The sequence below is a fragment of the Paracoccus sp. SMMA_5_TC genome (genome assembly GCF_009696685.2).
Lineage (GTDB): Bacteria > Pseudomonadota > Alphaproteobacteria > Rhodobacterales > Rhodobacteraceae > Paracoccus.
In genome coordinates, this window is sequence record NZ_CP102355.1 from 1,820,742 (window position 1) to 1,836,142 (window position 15,401).

A 15,401-nucleotide genomic window follows, 5' to 3' on the forward strand; every position below is an offset into this window, starting at 1 on the left:
GGCGCCGAGGCGGCGCAGCAGCCTGCCCCGGCCTTGCAAGCGGAAGCGGCGAGCGCGCTGGGCGGAACCGCCGCCTTTGTCGAGGCGGCCTTTGGCACCAACAGCCGTCTGCCCGAGCAGCTTGCCCAGAACATCGAGCGGATCGAATCGCTGACCCAGCGCCTGATCGCCGCCCTTGCGCAGCGCAAGTTGCACGCTCCGGGCGTGGAAATGCCGGGCCCCGACCTGTTCGCGACCGCCACCACCGCGTGGATGCGCACCTTGGCGGCGCAACCCGAACGCATCCTGGGACAGCAGGTCAGCTATTGGGGCGAGACGCTGCGCCATTTCGCCGAGGCGCAGGCTGCGCTTGCCCGCGGCAGCCTTACGGCACCCGCCGCCGAGGAGGGGCGCGACCGGCGCTTTTCAAACCCGTTGTGGGACAGCCATCCGTTCTTCAGCTTCATCAAGCGGCAGTATCAGATCAACGCCCGCGCCATTTCCGAGGCTGCAAGCGCGCTTGACCTGCCCGATATGACCGACAGACGCCGAATCGAATGGTTCACGCGCCAGATGATCGACATGATGGCGCCCACCAATTTCCTGGCCACGAACCCCGATGCGCTGGAAAAGGCCCTGGCGACCGAAGGTGAAAGCCTGGTGAAGGGGCTGGAAAACCTGGTGCGCGATGTCGAACAGCACGGGGGCGAGCTGATCGTGTCGCTGGCGGATCGCGATGCCTTCCGTGTGGGCGAGAACATCGGCACCACCGAAGGCACGGTGGTCGCACGCACCCGTCTTTACGAACTGATCCAGTACAAGCCGACGACGCCTTCGGTCCATGAAATTCCACTGGTGATCTTTCCGCCGTGGATCAACAAGTTCTACATTCTGGACCTGAAGCCGCAGAACAGCCTGATCAAGTGGATCGTGGATCAGGGGCATACCCTGTTCGTGGTCGCCTGGAAAAACCCTGATGCCAGCTATGCCGATACCGGCATGGAGGATTACGTCGGCGCCTATCTCGAGGTGATGGACCGTGTTCTTGACCTGACAGAGCAGGAAAAGCTGAATGTCGTGGGCTATTGCATCGCCGGCACGACGCTGGCGCTGACCTTGTCGCTGCTGAAGCAGCGTGGGGACAGGCGCGTGAATTCAGCCACCTTCTTCACAACCCTGACCGATTTTTCGGATCAGGGCGAATTCACGGCCTATCTTCAGGATGATTTCGTCGGCGGTATCGAGGACGAGATTGCCCGCAGCGGCGTGTTGAGTTCCCAGCTGATGACGCGCACCTTCAGCTTCCTGCGCGCCAATGACCTTGTCTGGGGGCCGGCGATTCGCAGCTATATGCTGGGTGAGACCCCGCCCGCCTTCGATCTGCTGTTCTGGAATGGCGACGGCACCAATCTGCCCGGGCGCATGGCCAGCGAATATCTGCGCGGCCTTTGCCAGCAGAACCGTTTCGTCGGCGATGGGTATCCGCTGATGGGGCACCGGCTGCATGTCAGCGAAGTGGACGTGCCGCTGTGCGCAGTGGCCTGCGAAACCGATCACATCGCGCCCTGGAAGGACAGCTGGAAAGGGGTTGCGCAGATGGGAGCGCGCGACAAGACCTTCATCCTTTCGGAATCGGGCCATATCGCAGGCATCGTGAATCCCCCCAGCAAGAAGAAATACGGCCACTACGTATCGGATGCCGGCTTCGGCGACGGCCACCAGACCTGGCGTGACAAGGCAAGCTATCATCCCGGCAGCTGGTGGCCGCGCTGGGGGGAATGGCTGGCGCGCTTTTCCGGGCGTCAGACAGAAGCCCGCGATCCCGGCGAGGGCTTCGGTCCGGCGCCGGGGCAGTATGTGCACGAACGCTCCTAAAAATTTCTGCGCCGCAGCAGAAAAGGGTTGAAATGCTGCGGCGCAGAAAGTATATGGGGGTCATACGGATCACACGGCGCTGCGCCTTGCGCCGACCAAGGAGAAAGCACATGGCCAAGACCCCCGACTTCACCAAGACCATGCAGGAAATCATGGCGAAATTCCCGGTCGACACCTCGTCGTTCCAGGACGCCTTCAAATCGCAGACCGCCCTGGGCGAAAAGCTGGCCAAGATCACCCTGGCCGCTGCCGAACGTTCGACCGAAATTTCCTCGCAGTGGGCGAAAGACACCATCGCTCGCCTGGGCGAACTGACCGCCTCGAAGGAAGAGCCGGCCGAATACGCCAAGGCGATGAGCGACTTCGCTTCGGCTGCTGCCGAAATGGCCGCCGAGCACATGGCTGCCTTTGCCGAAGTGGCCAAGAAAGTGCAGATGGACACCGTCGATCTGATGCTGACCGCTGGCAAGGATCTGGCTGCCGACGCGCAGAAAGCGGCGGAAAAAGCCACCCGCGACACCCAAGCCGCGGTGAAGAAAGCTGCTGCCGCCGCCACCACGGCTACCAGCACCGTGACCAAGGCCTGATTTCGGCCTCTGTCGGAACGCACCGGTTCTTGACACAGGGCGCGTCGCATCTGCGGCGCGCCCTTTCGCTGTTGCCTCGAGGCGGTTTTCCTTTGCAATTTCGCAGGCCATTTCCCATCATGCTGCAAATGCATCGCCGGAGGAGCCATGGCCGAGGCCCAGAATACGACCCCGCTTCTGATCAAGCGCTATGCCAGCCGACGCCTTTATAATACCGAGACCAGCGATTACGTGACGCTGGAAGACATCGCCGGCTTCATTCGGGCAGGCAGACAGGTCCGGATCGTCGATCTCAAGACCGGCGATGATCTGACGCGACAATATCTGTTGCAGATCATTGCCGAGCATGAGGGCAGGGGGGAAAACGTCCTGCCCATCGATGTGCTGATCGATCTGGTGCGCAGCTATACCACGCAGGCGCAATCGGTCGTTCCGGATTTTCTTGCCGCCAGCTTTGAGCTGCTGCGCGAGGGGCAGTCCAAGATGATGGAAAACCTGGCGACCTTTCCCAACCCGATGTCGTCGATGCCGGGGTTCGAGGCGCTGCAACGTCAGCAGCGGCTGTTTCTCAAGGCCATGGGCTGGGGCCACTCGGGCAGCAGCGGCCCGGCCCCGGAAGAGGGCGAGCCAGCGCCCAAGCATGCCTCGAAGAAAGCCGAGCCCGAATCCGAAGACATGGCCGAGATCCGCCGTCAGCTGGCCGAATTGCAAAAGCGCATCTCGAAACTCTGAGCCGCAGCGCCTTGCGCTGTCCGTCCGCTTTCGCTAGATGAACCGGACGGACAGTTGGCCGAGTGGTCGAAGGCGCACGCCTGGAAAGTGTGTAGGCGGGGAACCGTCTCGAGGGTTCGAATCCCTCACTGTCCGCCACTTGCACATTGCAAACCCGAAAACAGGTCCCTCGCGGGGCCTTTTTCTTTATGTGCCAAAGGGGTTTGCAAGGGCCATCCGCCCTTCGGAGACGGTCCAATCGCGCGAGATCGGTCTCCGAACGCCCGGCGTCTCTTTCCACCCGCCCCTCGCTCCCGGCGAGACGGACTCAAAATCCCCATATAATTCAGTGAGCTGACGGGATCGCACTGCGCCCGTGTTTCGCTGGTTCCGGCTTGTCTCAAAGCAGATGGCGACGCGACACGGGCGGCGTGGTGGATGGTATGTCTTGGGAGTCTTGCGCGAAGTCTCTGATGACAAACGCAGTTTCCGCCCTTAGCCTGGCGCGATGTCAAACGGGGCCTGGACAGATGAAGAGAACGACCTGATCGTCGCGGATTACTTCGCGATGCTGGCCGACGACGTCTCTGGTCGCCCCTACAACAAGGCCGAGCATCGGCGCGGGCTTCTGCCGCTGTTGAATAATCGGTCCGAGGGATCGGTCGAGTTCAAGCACCAGAACATCAGCGCCGTGCTGAAGGGGCTAGGTGAGGATTGGATCCCGGGATACAAGCCCGCCTTCAATTTCCAGATGACGCTGGTGGATGCCGTGGCGCGCTGGCTGGCGCTAAACCCGGCATGGCTCGGCCGCCATTCAGATACCAGAGTGACGACCGGCCTCGCGGAGGCGCGGCCGATCTGGATCGGGCCGCCGCCCACGTTGTCGAACCAGCCGCCGCCGCAGGAGCTGGAGCAGATGCTGCACATCGCCCGCAAATTCGATGTCGCGGCGAGAGACGAGCGAAACCGCGCCCTCGGCCGCGCCGGTGAGGAGCGCGTCTTGGCGCATGAGCGTGCAGCCCTGAAATCAGCGGGCCGCGACGATCTTGCGCGCAAGGTCCGGTGGGTTTCGGAGGAGGACGGCGATGGCGCCGGCTACGATATCGCCAGCTTTGCACCCGACGGCCGTCCGCGCCTGATCGAAGTGAAGACGACGAATGGCTGGGAACGCACCCCTTTCCACATCAGCCGCAACGAACTAGCCGTGGCCGAGGAACGGCGTTCGGAATGGTCCCTGTTCCGGCTCTGGAACTTCGCGCGCGAACCTAAGGCGTTCGAGCTGCACCCGCCGCTGGACGCGCATGTCTCGCTGACCGCGACGTCCTTTCAGGCGAGTTTTCATTGACGGCCGAAGCAGCTCCTTTGCGCCGCTTGATCGCCTTCACAAGATTACAACGCCTTACGGCTCTATAGATGCCTATTCTTGCCGGAAATCTCGGGTAAGCATCTGAGATGCAGTAGAAGCAACGTTGACGTTGGCGCCGGCGATCTGAGCGGCTGCAACTCGTCCTTGCGCCGCAAACTGTTGGAGACGTTCCCGCAATGCACTTAAATTGGCTGTGTCGATTACTAGCCTGATTGCAGTCCCTCGGAAATCCGAATCGAATGTATGCTTCCCTTCGTTGCTTAGCTCAATTCCGGTTCCGCCCGAACATAACAGGAAACTTCCACCGTTCCGGCAGATGCGGCTGGTCATATAGAGGCCGTAGCCAGAATTGTTCCATTGGTCGTTACCCCGCCCGGCGTGAGGATTCCCGGAGATTCCGGGCATCAAGGCCATCTGAAGGGCTTCCGGTTCCGTCAAGCCATCGAAGGCTGGGTTCCCGGTGAGAGCCCTATGGATGCCGATGCCGTCATCGACAATTCCAACTTCCACTTCATGGCGTTGGGGCCAATATTGAGCGCAAATGTAAATCTTTTCAGAGCCGCTATGCTCGACGACATTTCGCATGATCTCGCGGATGGAATATGTAAGGGTATCCTGCAATTCTCCCTGCTGATGGCGCGTAAGTAGCCCAGCAAGCTCGGCGGCTTTCCCCTCAATTACGTCTCCTACTTCCTGAAAGGCGTCGAATGCCTCTTGGCGAATCTCTGCAACATCAAGCTCGCTGATCGGAACGTACCTAGAACTTCCAGGTGCCTCACCGGGAGCATTCCCATGTTGGAGACCAAAAGATCGGAAGAAGCCGAAATGCGCTGCGTATGAGTGATTTTCACGATCCCGTGCTCGTCGACGAGCTTCTGGTCGATTGCCTCGGAACTGGCGAAGCAGAGCAGAAAGGAGCAGCATCGAAAACGGAGGGAACCAACGCTCGCAGCCAAAGTGGAACTCGTATTCGGCTGCGTCTGGAAGATCTCGGAGCATGCAGGCGAACCCCGCGAGGCTAACCGGCGACAAATCGTAGGGGACGTCCACGCGCATTCGAAATCAGCTTTCCAATAGCCTAGAAAATATCAGAATTTGGGCATGCCCACGGTCAGGCGCTACCTTTCTCATGAAATACATGCTTGGACAGCCATGTTCCAGCGCCACTGAGTGCGGGACGGCGTCAAATTCCAGGTCACGTTTCTAAGCGCGCCCGAACACCCGACCGGCCTGCTCCTGCCATGTCTCCCCCGCCAGAAAGCACAGGTCGTAGAGGCTGACCGCCGACGCCTCGCGGCTGCAGGTCAGGCGCTTCAGCACCTCCGGCGCCAGATAGGCGAGGCGTAGCTGGCGGCTGACATGGCGTTCGGCCAGACCGACGGCCTCGGCCAGTTCCTGGATCGTGGCGAACTCGCCTGCCTCCATGCGCCGCCGCCAGCCCCATGCCCGGCCGATGGCGCGCAGGATGTGCGGGTCCTGCGTCTGATCCTCGCTCGGGCTGTAGTCAGCGGGCGGCATGATCTTGGGTCGCCCGTTCTTCTTGCGCAGCTTTAGGGGGATCAGCACGCGGATCGTGTCATTGCCTCGGGTCATTCGGCGGCCTCCATATCGCGTGGGGCGATCATCTCGCGGATGACGCCCGCGACGCCTTCGCGCCGGATGTCGACCTCGAGCCCGGCGGCGGTGACGGTGACGCGCCGGACCAGAAGCTGGATGATCCGCGCCTGCTCGAGCGGGAACAGCTGCGCCCAGAGCGTGTCGAAATCATGCAGCGCCGCGATTGCCTCGGCCTCGGACACCTGATCGCGCTTCAGCGCCGCCAGCACCTGCGTGACCACCTCGGGCGTCTGCAGAATGCGCCGGACTTCGGTGACGATGGCGTCCTCGACCATGCCCGCAGGCAGGCGGACCGGTGCTTGATCGCCGCCGCTGTCGTCCTCCGTGGTGCGGTTCTTGATCACGTCCATCGAGACGTAATAGCGGTAGAGCTTGCCGCGCTTCTTTGTCGCGGTCGGGGTCATGGCCGCGCCGGTATCGGTGAAGATCAGCCCCTTCAGCGGCGCGGGCGTCTGCATGCGGCTGTTGCTGGACCGGGCGTGGCGGTTGCCCTGCAGGATGGCGTCGACCTGATCCCAGACCTTGTCGGTGACGACGGCCTCGTGCTCGCCCGGATAGGCCTTGCCCTTGTGGACGGCCTCGCCGCGATAGACGCGATTGCGGAGCACCCGATAAAGGTAGCCCTTGTCGATCAGCGTGCCCTGCTTGCTGCGAAACCCTTCGCGCCGCAGTTCCTTCGCCAGCATCGTGGCCGAGCCGAGTTCGACGAACCGCTCGAAGATCCGGCGCACCGAGGCGGCCTCGTCCTCGTTGATCACCAGCTTGCGGTCCTGCACATCGTAGCCGAGCGGCACATAGCCCCCCATCCAGATCCCTCGCTTGCGCGAGGCGGCAACCTTGTCACGGATGCGTTCGCCGATGACCTCGCGTTCGAACTGGGCGAAGCTGAGAAGGATGTTCAACGTCAGCCGCCCCATCGACGTGGTCGTGTTGAAGGACTGCGTGACCGAAACGAAGGTGACCCCGTTGCGGTCGAAGACCTCGACCAGCTTCGAGAAATCCATCAGGGCGCGGCTGAGCCGGTCGATCTTGTAGACCACGACCACGTCGATCAGCCCGTCGTCGATGTCGGCCAGCAGCTGCTTCAGCCCCGGCCGGTCCAGATTGCCGCCCGAGAAGCCGCCGTCGTCGTAGCGGTCGCGAGTGGCGACCCATCCTTCGGATTTCTGGCTGGCGATATAGGCCTCGCAGGCTTCCCGCTGGGCGTCGAGGCTGTTGAATTCCATGTCGAGCCCTTCCTCGCTCGACTTGCGGGTGTAGATGGCGCAGCGCAGGCGGCGGCCGGGGCGTGTGTTCATGTCCATGGTCAAACCTCCCGCGGTCGGACCTGCAGCCCGAAGAAGCGATAGCCGTTCCAGCGCACGCCGGTGATTTCCCGCGCGATGCCGGAGAGCGATTTGTATTTGCGGCCCTGCCACTCAAAACCGTCCTTCAGCACGGTGATGGTGTGCTCGACCCCGTTCCATTCCCGGATCAGCCGCGTGCCAGCCACCGGATTGCGGGGATCCGCGATCTGGTTCTTGCGGCGGGAGACGCCCTCGACCTCGTCGGCAAGCAGGTCCAGCATGCGGCGGGTCTCGTGGTCGGGCCCGCCATAGGTCAGTTCCTGCAGGCGATAGGCGATGCGGGCCTCAAGAAAGGCGCGGCTGTTGTTCGGTGCGGCGCTGCCGAGGAGCCGTTCCCATTCAGCCTTCAGCCCTTTCACCGACATGGCCTTGAGCGCGGCGATGCGCGACAGGACGCTTTGGTCCAGGCGCGCGTCCTGCCCGGGCTTGGGCGGCGATATCTTACTGTGATGCTTCATCAATTCCTCCGATGCGGATGCGTTTCCTGCGACGACCACCGCTCTTTCGGGGCGGGTAGTCCACGGAACTGTCTCCGTCGGCGGGCGATAAAGAACTGGACTTCCCGGCAGTCAGGCGAACGACGCCTGCGGCGAGGATGCGACCCAACTCGGCAAGCCGGGCATCAGGGGACATCCGTTCAGGGCATAGAGGATTGGGCCCGGAAACCGGGTCTTCGGAGGGAATGGACATGGCGGGTTTTCGCGACTGTTGTGATAGGCGAAATGTGTCGCGAAATCAGGAAAATATCAAGTAAATCAGCTTATTACGGACTTATGCGGTCGCTGCGCGCCGTGGCGAAAATCTGCGTAGCTGATATGTCCCTGCGCTCTCCTCTCGGTCGGACGGCCGTGGCGAATCAACTCGTCCACCCGTCCATGAACTTGTCGTAGCTGTCGAGGATCGGCTCCTCCTCGAAGTCCCGACCATAGACGGCGTCGTCGAACTGCAAGATGGTCAGGGACAAGTCCAGAAACTCGGACACCAATGCCAGTTCCCGCACTGGCTCGGACCCGCGACTGAAGTTCCAGACGCCAGCCGGTCGCTGGACCGGCCGGTCCGAGACAAATCCCCTCTCGTCGGCGCCGAGGGCAGCCAGCGCATCGTCAGGGATCTGCATGCCCGATCGCACGAAGATCCCGCTCTTGAGAGCAGACTTGCTGGCACGCCCCCACCTTGCGAAACCGTCACGCGCGACGATCATGACGGCCCGCCGGTCCGTGAAATCGATCCACTTCCGGCAGGCGGCCACCAGCGAAACGCCATAGCGATCAGTGATGTGGTTCAGAAGGTCGACGGTCATTTCTTCGCCGTTCACCTGCTCACGGTAGTCATCGAGCGGCATCAGCAGGTAGGAGGCGAAAGTGTCCGCCTCTTCCTCGCGTTGTCGTTCTGCCTCCTGCCAGGCATTCGGCAGCAGCGGTTTGCATTGAAAATCGCAATCGCGCTGGAGGGTTCCGCTCTTGTAATCCCGATCGGACAGGATGGGGCGATGAAGTTGGTAGTGACCGAACTCATGCGCGATGGTGAAGCGAACGCGGCCGCGATACCGGGGGTCGTCGTTATAGACGATGTGCCATTCCGGGCGCTTTCGGTGCGGCCGGAGCATTCCCTCGAAACCCGGGAGCTCGCCACCCACGATTTTCCCGATCGGGTCCGCGTTGTTGCGGGAGACTTCTCGCGCCAGGGCTTCGACGTCGACCGGAAAGCGGTCTTCGCCCAGAACATGCCGGAGCATGATCGAGAGCCGGTTTGCCTCTTGCTGGGGAGATTTCTGCTTTCCGCTCGTCATCAATCGTCGTCCAAAGCATCCAGGATGCGTCGCAGGCGTTCTTTCTCCGGCGCCGCCATCTTCTTGTATTTTCTGAAGAAAGCTATGTCCTCGGCGTTTTCCTCTTCTTTTTCACCGTCACCGGCCAATAAGTACTCGACTGTGGTGTCGAGCGCGGTGGCGATCATGGCCAGCTTCTCGGCCGAGGGACGAACGACTTCCTTGTTCTCTATTTCCCACATGTAGCTCTTGCTGGAGCCGACCCGCTCGGCGAGTCCCTCCAGGGTCAATCCGCGCTTTCGCCTCTGCTCGCGAACGCGCTCCCCTAGTGGTGTTGGCACGGCAATACCCTTTTCGTTGGTGGTTCGTTTTTACGAACTTCTAGTCCTTGACACGCCATACGCGCAATCCCTATCTTCTGCGCAGGTTCGCTACAACGAACTTTGATTCCCGTTGAAACAAGACCTGGAGGCCAGAATGGCTGTTGGAAAGAACCCGGGCACGCATCACGTCGTGCCGAATGCAGAAGGCGGCTGGGATGTCCGCCGCGGTGGTGCGGCGCGCTCGAGCGGGCACTTTGATACCAAGCAGGACGCCGTCCAGCGTGCGCGCGAAATCAGCCGCAATGCGGATACCGAACTGAAGATCCACAATCGTGACGGACGGATTGCGCAGTCGGATTCGCACGGCAACGACCCCCGCAACATCAAGGGCTGAGGAGATGTAAGACATGGCGTCGGTGACCAACTTCATCCGCAATACCCCGCTCGCGTCGCTGCGCGACTATTTCACTGCGACCGGGATCGAGTTTCCGACGCCCGTCAACTGGGATGCGCCTGAGCCGGAGGTCGTTCGGCCGCTGCTTCAGGCGGTCGATCAGATGGACGACGAAGCGCGCGGCCGCGTCATCAACGATGGTGAGCGCGTAGGCGCCATGGCAGATGTCGCGGGTCAGACGGCGCTCTACAGTGTTGTCGATGACCGGGAGGTCCTCGACGAGCTCGAAAATGGCCATGCCCGCGCCATGTGGCTGTTCATCAACGATCTGAACCGGTTTCGCCATGCGGAAGAGGTCCGTTTCACCGATGAGCGCCGCCGCGGGCGGAGCTGGGACGGCTTCATCTGCGAAGCGAACCTGAACCTCCGCCGCGACGAGCTCGCGCTCAACGCGTTCAAGGCGGCCCTGTGCCAGAGGTTTGCATCGCGGAATGTTCATGTCGACATTTTCGAGCGCGTCCGTCCGACCTTCGAAGGTGAGGACTGCGATCTGATCCAGATCACGGTTTACCGCGAGGGCCTGCCAGACGATCAGTTCGCTTTCGACGAGGGCGAATTGGTGCGCCGCGCTTATCGGCCCGTCTTCGAGGCCGCGATGACCTATGAGCCCGCCTCCGGGGTCATCGAAGTCGTTGCCAATGATCGGGAGAGCCGCGCGGAGATGGCGCAGTATCTGGCCCGCGACCTGCTCGGCGTGGAATTCCGGGACGAGAAGGTGCCCATGCGGCGCTATGATCTCGCGGTGCTGCTTGCGCCCCATGTGTTCCCGACTGACATCGAGGACGGGATCGAGCGGGTGGAAGTCCGGCAGCTCAGGCTCATGCCGATCGATGCCGTGGGTGAGCGCGTGACCTTGGAGGCGATGAGCAAGGCGGAACGCGACATCTGGGCAATGGCGGAGGCTCGTCTTGGCCCCGACAACCCCCTCACCGGCGGCTGGGTGGCGACGCAGGCGAAGCTCGTGATCAAGTTCCAGCCCAAGCCCGGGGCTCGGCGTGGTCGCACGCTGCCACTCACCATCACCATGCCGCATGGCTGCAATCTCAAGGATCAGACGGAAGAGGAGCAGCTGATCGGCGAGAAGTATCTGCGCCGGTGGGGAGTTGTGGTCGATGACCCGATCCTCATCGACGATTGACGAACGGTCTGCCCGGCTTTTCGTCAGCATCGTAGAGACGAAAAGCGCGCGCATCGCCGGGGCTGTCCTTCACGACTATCACGCGGCCAGCGCCACTCCTTTGATCGGCGCTGGTCTCTTGGTGCCGGACGCTCCGGTTCCAGTTGCCACCTCTTTGGTTGACCATGAGGACGAGCCAGTAAATCTGGAATGGTCGCCAGAGCAGCGCGCCTACGGGTATTTCAGCCCGGCAGCGGGATGGGTAACCGTCGACAGCGAACGCCTTCAGGTATTCCGCTTCGATGCCAACGCGTTCATTGGTCGGCTGACATCTCGCCTTGACTTGCCGCGCTCCGCCCGTCCGGCAGAACGCATTCCGGGCCATCTATGGGAGTTGGGCGACGTCAGACTGCCCGGGCGCGGTGCCCGTGTCCCAATCTGGTATGCGAGACGGCTGACGGATCGCGAGACCTGGCAGCAGGTCGTCAACTACCTCGGGGGGCGTCCGCCCGCAGATTTCAGGGTGGTGGTGACCAGCTCGGCGACCCGTGATCTCGCAGAGGCGGACTTGTCCCGGCATCAGTTCATTGCATTGGGGGATCTGGAATCTGGCAGTGCGGCGCTGGTCATCGAGCCAACATATCTGGCCGCCCAGCTGAAGGCCGGCGCGGCGACCCATGCAGGCGATCCCGTGCGCCACGCCGCTGGGTTCCGTCATCTGTGGGTGGGCGAACGGGAGTTCAAGTTTGGCGGCGACAAGAGGCGGCAAATTGTCGAGTACCTCTTCAACGCATGGGACGGTGGCGAGGAGAGCGTCAGCACAGAAGTCATGTTTGCCGATCTCGAATACGATGTCTCAAGCCGCATGCGGGATATCTTCAAGGGCCACCCCGATTGGCGCGATCTGATCGAGACGACGGGGGGATCCTGTCGGCTGCGCATCAGGGAGCTTCTGGAGGCCGATAGTCCTAACGCCGATTGATTGCGTCCTCGGCGACCCGAAGTTGTTCCATGATCCAGTCGAAAGGCGGCACCTCGCCGAGCATCATGCCCTGCATCGCGGCATAGTCCTCCTCGATCGCCGCGCGCAACTCGGCGGTCGGTACGACGCAGATCGAGCCTGGCGTGGCGTCTTCGAATTTCTTCCATGCCTGCCTGAAAGCGATGAGGTTGTGTTCGCGCACGGCCGCAAGCAGCCCGTCGTCGGCCAGGGCAGCGCGCCCAATCTGCGTGCCGGTGATCATGGCGACGTCATAGTAGTGGCGGGAAATCCTGTCGCTGTCGGCAGGCACACGTCCTTCGTCACGATGACCGCAGAACGCGCCGTGCAAAATCAGAAGTTTCTCCAGGTAGGTGCGCTGCGGAGCAATAACATGGACGTTGTCGACTGCGAATGACCATCCGTCGGTCAGTTCCTCTGCGATATAGGGGGTCACGCTGGCGGTCTCGTTGGGATCGAGCGCCGAGCGTGCGCCTGCTTCGAGCTTCACGCGTGGCAGGACGTAGGAGATCTCGGTGCTTGGATAGAGCGTCGGGTACTCGATCAGCAGAGTTTGCTGATCGCTGTCCTCATCGTCGGGCGCGATGCTGCAACGCGCATCGAGCAGCGGCTTCAGCGCTTCTGCCAGATCACCGCGAATATAGGAGCTGCAGGCGTCCTTCAGGTCATCGAACAGCGCCTTGCGCTTCTTGTTCGAAATACCCTCGGGGTTCGTCGGGTCGCGTTCGGCCGCGAAGCCGAGACCATCCCGGTAAACGACAAGATCGATGTCCTCCGAGAAGCGGCGGATGAGCCCATAGGCCTTGGATAACGCCGTCCCGCCCTTGAACAGGAGTTGCGGGTGGCCGTCAGGCAAGCGTTTGTAGAGCGCGTCCAGCACGAAGCAGACCCAGAAATCCTTCTCGACATAGCTCGGAAGCGTGTCGAGGCGGTCAGCAGCCGCCTCGAATACGTCCTTCTGGTCGCGAGCTGAAAGCGCGAGAAACCGCGTATAGCTCTCGCTCATGGTGTGGCGATCTGCGGGTCGACAAGGCTATGCGCGATGGGCGCTGCCCAGCTCGGCAGGCTACCGCTGTTACGAACGAGATCCTTTTTCACGGCATCTGGCAGCTTGCGCTTGAGCGTGGTCGCAACCCGTGTGTCCAACGCGGCTTGCGGTCCGAGCCAGCGTAGCGCCTGCGCGACTGGCGCGGAGGTTTTTCCCGCCCATGCCATCACACTCGGACCTGCATGCCGCAGCCGCACGGTCCGATTGCCGATTTTCACGTCTCGTGTCGCCCCATCCGTCACATAGCTCGTCTTCGCGGGGACAGCATTGGTCAGGCCCAGCTGGTTTGCTGCGGCGATGCCATCGGGCATGATTCGAACACTGTCGCGCCGCGCGAGGGCTGCAACCGCCTTGTCCATATCGACCGGTGCGGGCCGTTTCAGGACGCCGCTGGTGCGGGGAAGATCGTAAAGCCCACGGCCGACACGACGCAGATCACCACTCTTTGCCAGGCGCGACAACGCCTGATCGATAGCCGCACGGCTACCGAGGTCGAGGAAGTCCCTGGGGGTGCAAACCCACTTCCCGCGCCCCTTCGAACGAAGGCGCTTCATGATTCTATCTGAAATACCAGTCATCTGAGCGGTCCTCGTAGGCCTTTTCTTGTCAGAAACATAGAGGATTTTTCTGACGAATTCAATTCCTCCCCGAACGTACCCCTTTCGCCTCCCCGGCGCCTCCCACCCCCTCCGCCATGTTGAACCCGCAAGTGTTCGCAGAAATCCCAAGGAGGTTCACATGGCGACCAGGCACCTTTCCCAGATCGAGCTGGCGGCTCGCTGGAACATTTCGCACCGCACGCTGGAGCGCTGGCGGTGGACGGGCGAAGGCCCGAAATTCATCAAGCTCGGCGGCCGGGTGATCTACCGGCTCGAGGATGTCGAGGCCTTCGAGGCCGAACAGATCCGCGGCGTGGATCACGAACCCCATCGTCCGATGTCGGCGTGAGGGGGCGGAACATGACGATCTCCAACCACATCACCCTAGCCGATATCCACCGCATGCCGGTGGGCCAGATCGCGGCGCTGCCCGCCGATCATCTCGCGCTGCTGAAAGGCGCGGCGGACGAGCAGCTGACGCAGGCGAAGTCGGTCGCGGACTGGCTCGACGGCGCCATCTCTCTCAAATACGCCGACCGCGCCCAGGACACCCGCCAGGAGGCGGGCAAGGACACCGGCACGATCCGGTTCGAGGATGACGGCGTCACCGTGATCGCCGAACTGCCCAAGCGCATCGACTGGGATCAGGCGTTGCTGGCGCAGATCGCCGAGAACATCGCCTCGGCGGGCGAGGACCCCGCGGAATTCATCGAAACCAAGCTGTCGGTCTCCGAGCGCAAATACGGCGCATTGCCGGAAAGCTGGCGCAAGGGCTTCGAGCCCGCGCGCACGGTCCGCGCCGGCAAGCCGAAGTTCCGCCTCGTGCTGAACGAGGAGGTGCGCTGATGGCCATTTCGCTCGCGTCCCTGCGCACGACCTCGGTGCTGACCCCGCCGCGCATCCTGATCCACGGCGTGGCCGGGGTGGGCAAATCCACCTTCGCGGCCGATGCCGACCGGCCCGTCTTCCTCATGACCGAGGATGGCCTGGGCAAGCTGCAGGTGCCGCATTTCCCGCTCGCGACCAGTTATGCGGAGGTGGCCGAGGCGCTTGATGCGCTCTCGAACGAGGACCACGATTTCGGCACGGTCGTCGTCGACAGCGTCGACTGGCTGGAGCCGCTGATCTGGGCCGAGGCCTGCAAGCGCAACGGCTGGGCCTCGATCGAGGCGCCGGGGTTTGGCAAGGGCTATGCCGAGGCGCTGACCATCTGGCGCGAATATCTCGACCGGCTCAACGCGCTTCGCGACCGCAAAGGCATGGTGGTCATCCAGATCGCCCATACCGACATCAAGCGTTTCGACAGCCCCGAACACGAGCCCTACGACCGCTATGTGATCAAGCTGCAGACCCGCGCCTCGGCGCTGCTGCAGGAGCATTCGGACGTGGTGCTCTTCGCCAACTATCAAATCTCGGTCGCGAAATCCGATGTCGGCTTCAACAAGAAGGTGACCCGGGCGCTCGGGTCCGGTGCGCGCGTCATGCACACCGAAGAGCGTCCCGCCTTCCTCGCCAAGAACCGTTACGGCCTGCCGGACACCCTGCCGCTGATGTGGTCGGAGTTCCTCGCGGCCATGCCCCAATCCCAATGAACTGAACAAGGACAAGACC

At 62.2% G+C, this 15,401-nt stretch carries 18 protein-coding genes and 1 tRNA gene; 11 read left to right on the forward strand and 8 right to left on the reverse strand.

Annotated features, from left to right (window positions below):
• Positions 1-57: 57 nt before the first annotated feature.
• From phaC to GB880_RS09370, 5 genes are all read left to right on the forward strand, one after another.
• Positions 58-1,854, forward strand: coding sequence for a class I poly(R)-hydroxyalkanoic acid synthase (gene phaC, locus GB880_RS09350; RefSeq protein ID WP_195840746.1), 1,797 nt, complete (start codon positions 58-60; stop codon positions 1,852-1,854).
• Positions 1,855-1,964: 110 nt separating this feature from the next.
• A complete protein-coding gene (locus GB880_RS09355) occupies positions 1,965-2,441 on the forward strand; it encodes a phasin family protein (RefSeq protein ID WP_154491202.1) in 477 nt (158 codons plus the stop codon).
• Between the two features lie 147 nt (positions 2,442-2,588).
• Positions 2,589-3,173, forward strand: coding sequence for a polyhydroxyalkanoate synthesis repressor PhaR (phaR, locus tag GB880_RS09360; RefSeq protein WP_154491205.1), 585 nt, complete (start codon positions 2,589-2,591; stop codon positions 3,171-3,173).
• Between the two features lie 48 nt (positions 3,174-3,221).
• Positions 3,222-3,311: transfer RNA gene (locus GB880_RS09365), tRNA-Ser, on the forward strand.
• Between the two features lie 349 nt (positions 3,312-3,660).
• On the forward strand, positions 3,661-4,497 hold the full coding sequence (locus tag GB880_RS09370; RefSeq protein WP_154491208.1) for a DUF3883 domain-containing protein: 837 nt from the start codon (positions 3,661-3,663) through the stop codon (positions 4,495-4,497).
• A 72-nt stretch (positions 4,498-4,569) separates the two neighbouring features.
• On the opposite strand, the gene GB880_RS09375 is transcribed toward GB880_RS09370, so the two are convergent.
• From GB880_RS09375 to GB880_RS09400, 6 genes are all read right to left on the reverse strand, one after another.
• Positions 4,570-5,574, reverse strand: coding sequence for an ATP-binding protein (locus GB880_RS09375; RefSeq protein WP_154491211.1), 1,005 nt, complete (start codon positions 5,572-5,574; stop codon positions 4,570-4,572).
• Positions 5,575-5,721: 147 nt separating this feature from the next.
• A complete protein-coding gene (locus tag GB880_RS09380; RefSeq protein ID WP_154491214.1) occupies positions 5,722-6,111 on the reverse strand; it encodes a hypothetical protein in 390 nt (129 codons plus the stop codon).
• Positions 6,108-7,439: a recombinase family protein gene (locus GB880_RS09385; protein WP_154491217.1), complete on the reverse strand. Its 1,332-nt coding sequence runs from the start codon at positions 7,437-7,439 to the stop codon at positions 6,108-6,110. Before GB880_RS09385 ends, GB880_RS09380 begins: the two co-directional genes overlap by 4 nt.
• Positions 7,440-7,441: 2 nt before the next feature.
• On the reverse strand, positions 7,442-7,846 hold the full coding sequence (locus GB880_RS09390; RefSeq protein ID WP_229774293.1) for a DUF2924 domain-containing protein: 405 nt from the start codon (positions 7,844-7,846) through the stop codon (positions 7,442-7,444).
• Positions 7,847-8,337: 491 nt separating this feature from the next.
• On the reverse strand, positions 8,338-9,270 hold the full coding sequence (locus GB880_RS09395; RefSeq protein ID WP_154491223.1) for an ImmA/IrrE family metallo-endopeptidase: 933 nt from the start codon (positions 9,268-9,270) through the stop codon (positions 8,338-8,340).
• The gene (locus GB880_RS09400; protein WP_052453132.1) at positions 9,270-9,539 is read right to left on the reverse strand and encodes a helix-turn-helix domain-containing protein; all 270 of its coding nucleotides are present in this window, start codon (positions 9,537-9,539) and stop codon (positions 9,270-9,272) included. Before GB880_RS09400 ends, GB880_RS09395 begins: the two co-directional genes overlap by 1 nt.
• A gap of 187 nt (positions 9,540-9,726) precedes the next feature.
• On the opposite strand from GB880_RS09400, the gene GB880_RS09405 reads away from it, so the two are divergent.
• From GB880_RS09405 to GB880_RS09415, 3 genes are read left to right on the forward strand one after another with little or no spacing between them, the layout of a single operon-like run.
• Positions 9,727-9,966: a DUF2188 domain-containing protein gene (locus GB880_RS09405; RefSeq protein WP_043869383.1), complete on the forward strand. Its 240-nt coding sequence runs from the start codon at positions 9,727-9,729 to the stop codon at positions 9,964-9,966.
• A 13-nt stretch (positions 9,967-9,979) separates the two neighbouring features.
• Positions 9,980-11,164, forward strand: a complete 1,185-nt coding sequence (locus GB880_RS09410; RefSeq protein WP_154491226.1) for a hypothetical protein — start codon at positions 9,980-9,982, stop codon at positions 11,162-11,164.
• Positions 11,139-12,125 carry a hypothetical protein gene (locus GB880_RS09415; protein WP_154491229.1) on the forward strand — a complete coding sequence of 329 codons (987 nt, stop codon included), beginning with the start codon at positions 11,139-11,141 and terminating at the stop codon, positions 12,123-12,125. Before GB880_RS09410 ends, GB880_RS09415 begins: the two co-directional genes overlap by 26 nt.
• Here GB880_RS09415 and GB880_RS09420 read toward each other — a convergent pair.
• Together GB880_RS09420 and GB880_RS09425 are read right to left on the reverse strand one after the other, a co-directional pair.
• Positions 12,112-13,149, reverse strand: coding sequence for a nucleotidyl transferase AbiEii/AbiGii toxin family protein (locus GB880_RS09420; protein ID WP_154491232.1), 1,038 nt, complete (start codon positions 13,147-13,149; stop codon positions 12,112-12,114). The genes GB880_RS09415 and GB880_RS09420 overlap by 14 nt on opposite strands.
• Entirely contained in the window at positions 13,146-13,769 is a 624-nt protein-coding gene (locus tag GB880_RS09425) for a DUF6088 family protein (protein WP_154491235.1), read from the reverse strand. The genes GB880_RS09420 and GB880_RS09425 overlap by 4 nt, the downstream gene beginning before the upstream one ends.
• 160 nt (positions 13,770-13,929) lie before the next feature.
• On the opposite strand from GB880_RS09425, the gene GB880_RS09430 reads away from it, so the two are divergent.
• Genes GB880_RS09430 through GB880_RS09440 form a run of 3 tightly spaced genes read left to right on the forward strand, consistent with a single transcriptional unit; the run spans position 13,930 to position 15,382 of the window.
• Positions 13,930-14,139, forward strand: coding sequence for a helix-turn-helix transcriptional regulator (locus GB880_RS09430; RefSeq protein ID WP_043869387.1), 210 nt, complete (start codon positions 13,930-13,932; stop codon positions 14,137-14,139).
• An 11-nt stretch (positions 14,140-14,150) separates the two neighbouring features.
• Positions 14,151-14,636, forward strand: coding sequence for a hypothetical protein (locus GB880_RS09435; RefSeq protein WP_154491238.1), 486 nt, complete (start codon positions 14,151-14,153; stop codon positions 14,634-14,636).
• On the forward strand, positions 14,636-15,382 hold the full coding sequence (locus GB880_RS09440; protein ID WP_154491241.1) for an ATP-binding protein: 747 nt from the start codon (positions 14,636-14,638) through the stop codon (positions 15,380-15,382). Before GB880_RS09435 ends, GB880_RS09440 begins: the two co-directional genes overlap by 1 nt.
• Positions 15,383-15,401 lie beyond the last annotated feature (19 nt).

What these genes read in the sequence shown, in the direction of transcription:
- GB880_RS09355 (WP_154491202.1), top strand. Translation starts at nt 1,965, where the DNA reads ATGGCCAAGACCCCCGACTTCACCAAGACCATGCAGGAAATCATGGCG.
- phaR (WP_154491205.1), top strand. Translation starts at nt 2,589, where the DNA reads ATGGCCGAGGCCCAGAATACGACCCCGCTTCTGATCAAGCGCTATGCC.
- GB880_RS09370 (WP_154491208.1), top strand. Translation starts at nt 3,661, where the DNA reads ATGTCAAACGGGGCCTGGACAGATGAAGAGAACGACCTGATCGTCGCG.
- GB880_RS09375 (WP_154491211.1), bottom strand. Translation starts at nt 5,574, where the DNA reads ATGCGCGTGGACGTCCCCTACGATTTGTCGCCGGTTAGCCTCGCGGGG.
- GB880_RS09380 (WP_154491214.1), bottom strand. Translation starts at nt 6,111, where the DNA reads ATGACCCGAGGCAATGACACGATCCGCGTGCTGATCCCCCTAAAGCTG.
- GB880_RS09385 (WP_154491217.1), bottom strand. Translation starts at nt 7,439, where the DNA reads ATGGACATGAACACACGCCCCGGCCGCCGCCTGCGCTGCGCCATCTAC.
- GB880_RS09390 (WP_229774293.1), bottom strand. Translation starts at nt 7,846, where the DNA reads ATGTCGGTGAAAGGGCTGAAGGCTGAATGGGAACGGCTCCTCGGCAGC.
- GB880_RS09395 (WP_154491223.1), bottom strand. Translation starts at nt 9,270, where the DNA reads ATGACGAGCGGAAAGCAGAAATCTCCCCAGCAAGAGGCAAACCGGCTC.
- GB880_RS09405 (WP_043869383.1), top strand. Translation starts at nt 9,727, where the DNA reads ATGGCTGTTGGAAAGAACCCGGGCACGCATCACGTCGTGCCGAATGCA.
- GB880_RS09410 (WP_154491226.1), top strand. Translation starts at nt 9,980, where the DNA reads ATGGCGTCGGTGACCAACTTCATCCGCAATACCCCGCTCGCGTCGCTG.
- GB880_RS09415 (WP_154491229.1), top strand. Translation starts at nt 11,139, where the DNA reads ATGACCCGATCCTCATCGACGATTGACGAACGGTCTGCCCGGCTTTTC.
- GB880_RS09420 (WP_154491232.1), bottom strand. Translation starts at nt 13,149, where the DNA reads ATGAGCGAGAGCTATACGCGGTTTCTCGCGCTTTCAGCTCGCGACCAG.
- GB880_RS09425 (WP_154491235.1), bottom strand. Translation starts at nt 13,769, where the DNA reads ATGACTGGTATTTCAGATAGAATCATGAAGCGCCTTCGTTCGAAGGGG.
- GB880_RS09430 (WP_043869387.1), top strand. Translation starts at nt 13,930, where the DNA reads ATGGCGACCAGGCACCTTTCCCAGATCGAGCTGGCGGCTCGCTGGAAC.
- GB880_RS09435 (WP_154491238.1), top strand. Translation starts at nt 14,151, where the DNA reads ATGACGATCTCCAACCACATCACCCTAGCCGATATCCACCGCATGCCG.
- GB880_RS09440 (WP_154491241.1), top strand. Translation starts at nt 14,636, where the DNA reads ATGGCCATTTCGCTCGCGTCCCTGCGCACGACCTCGGTGCTGACCCCG.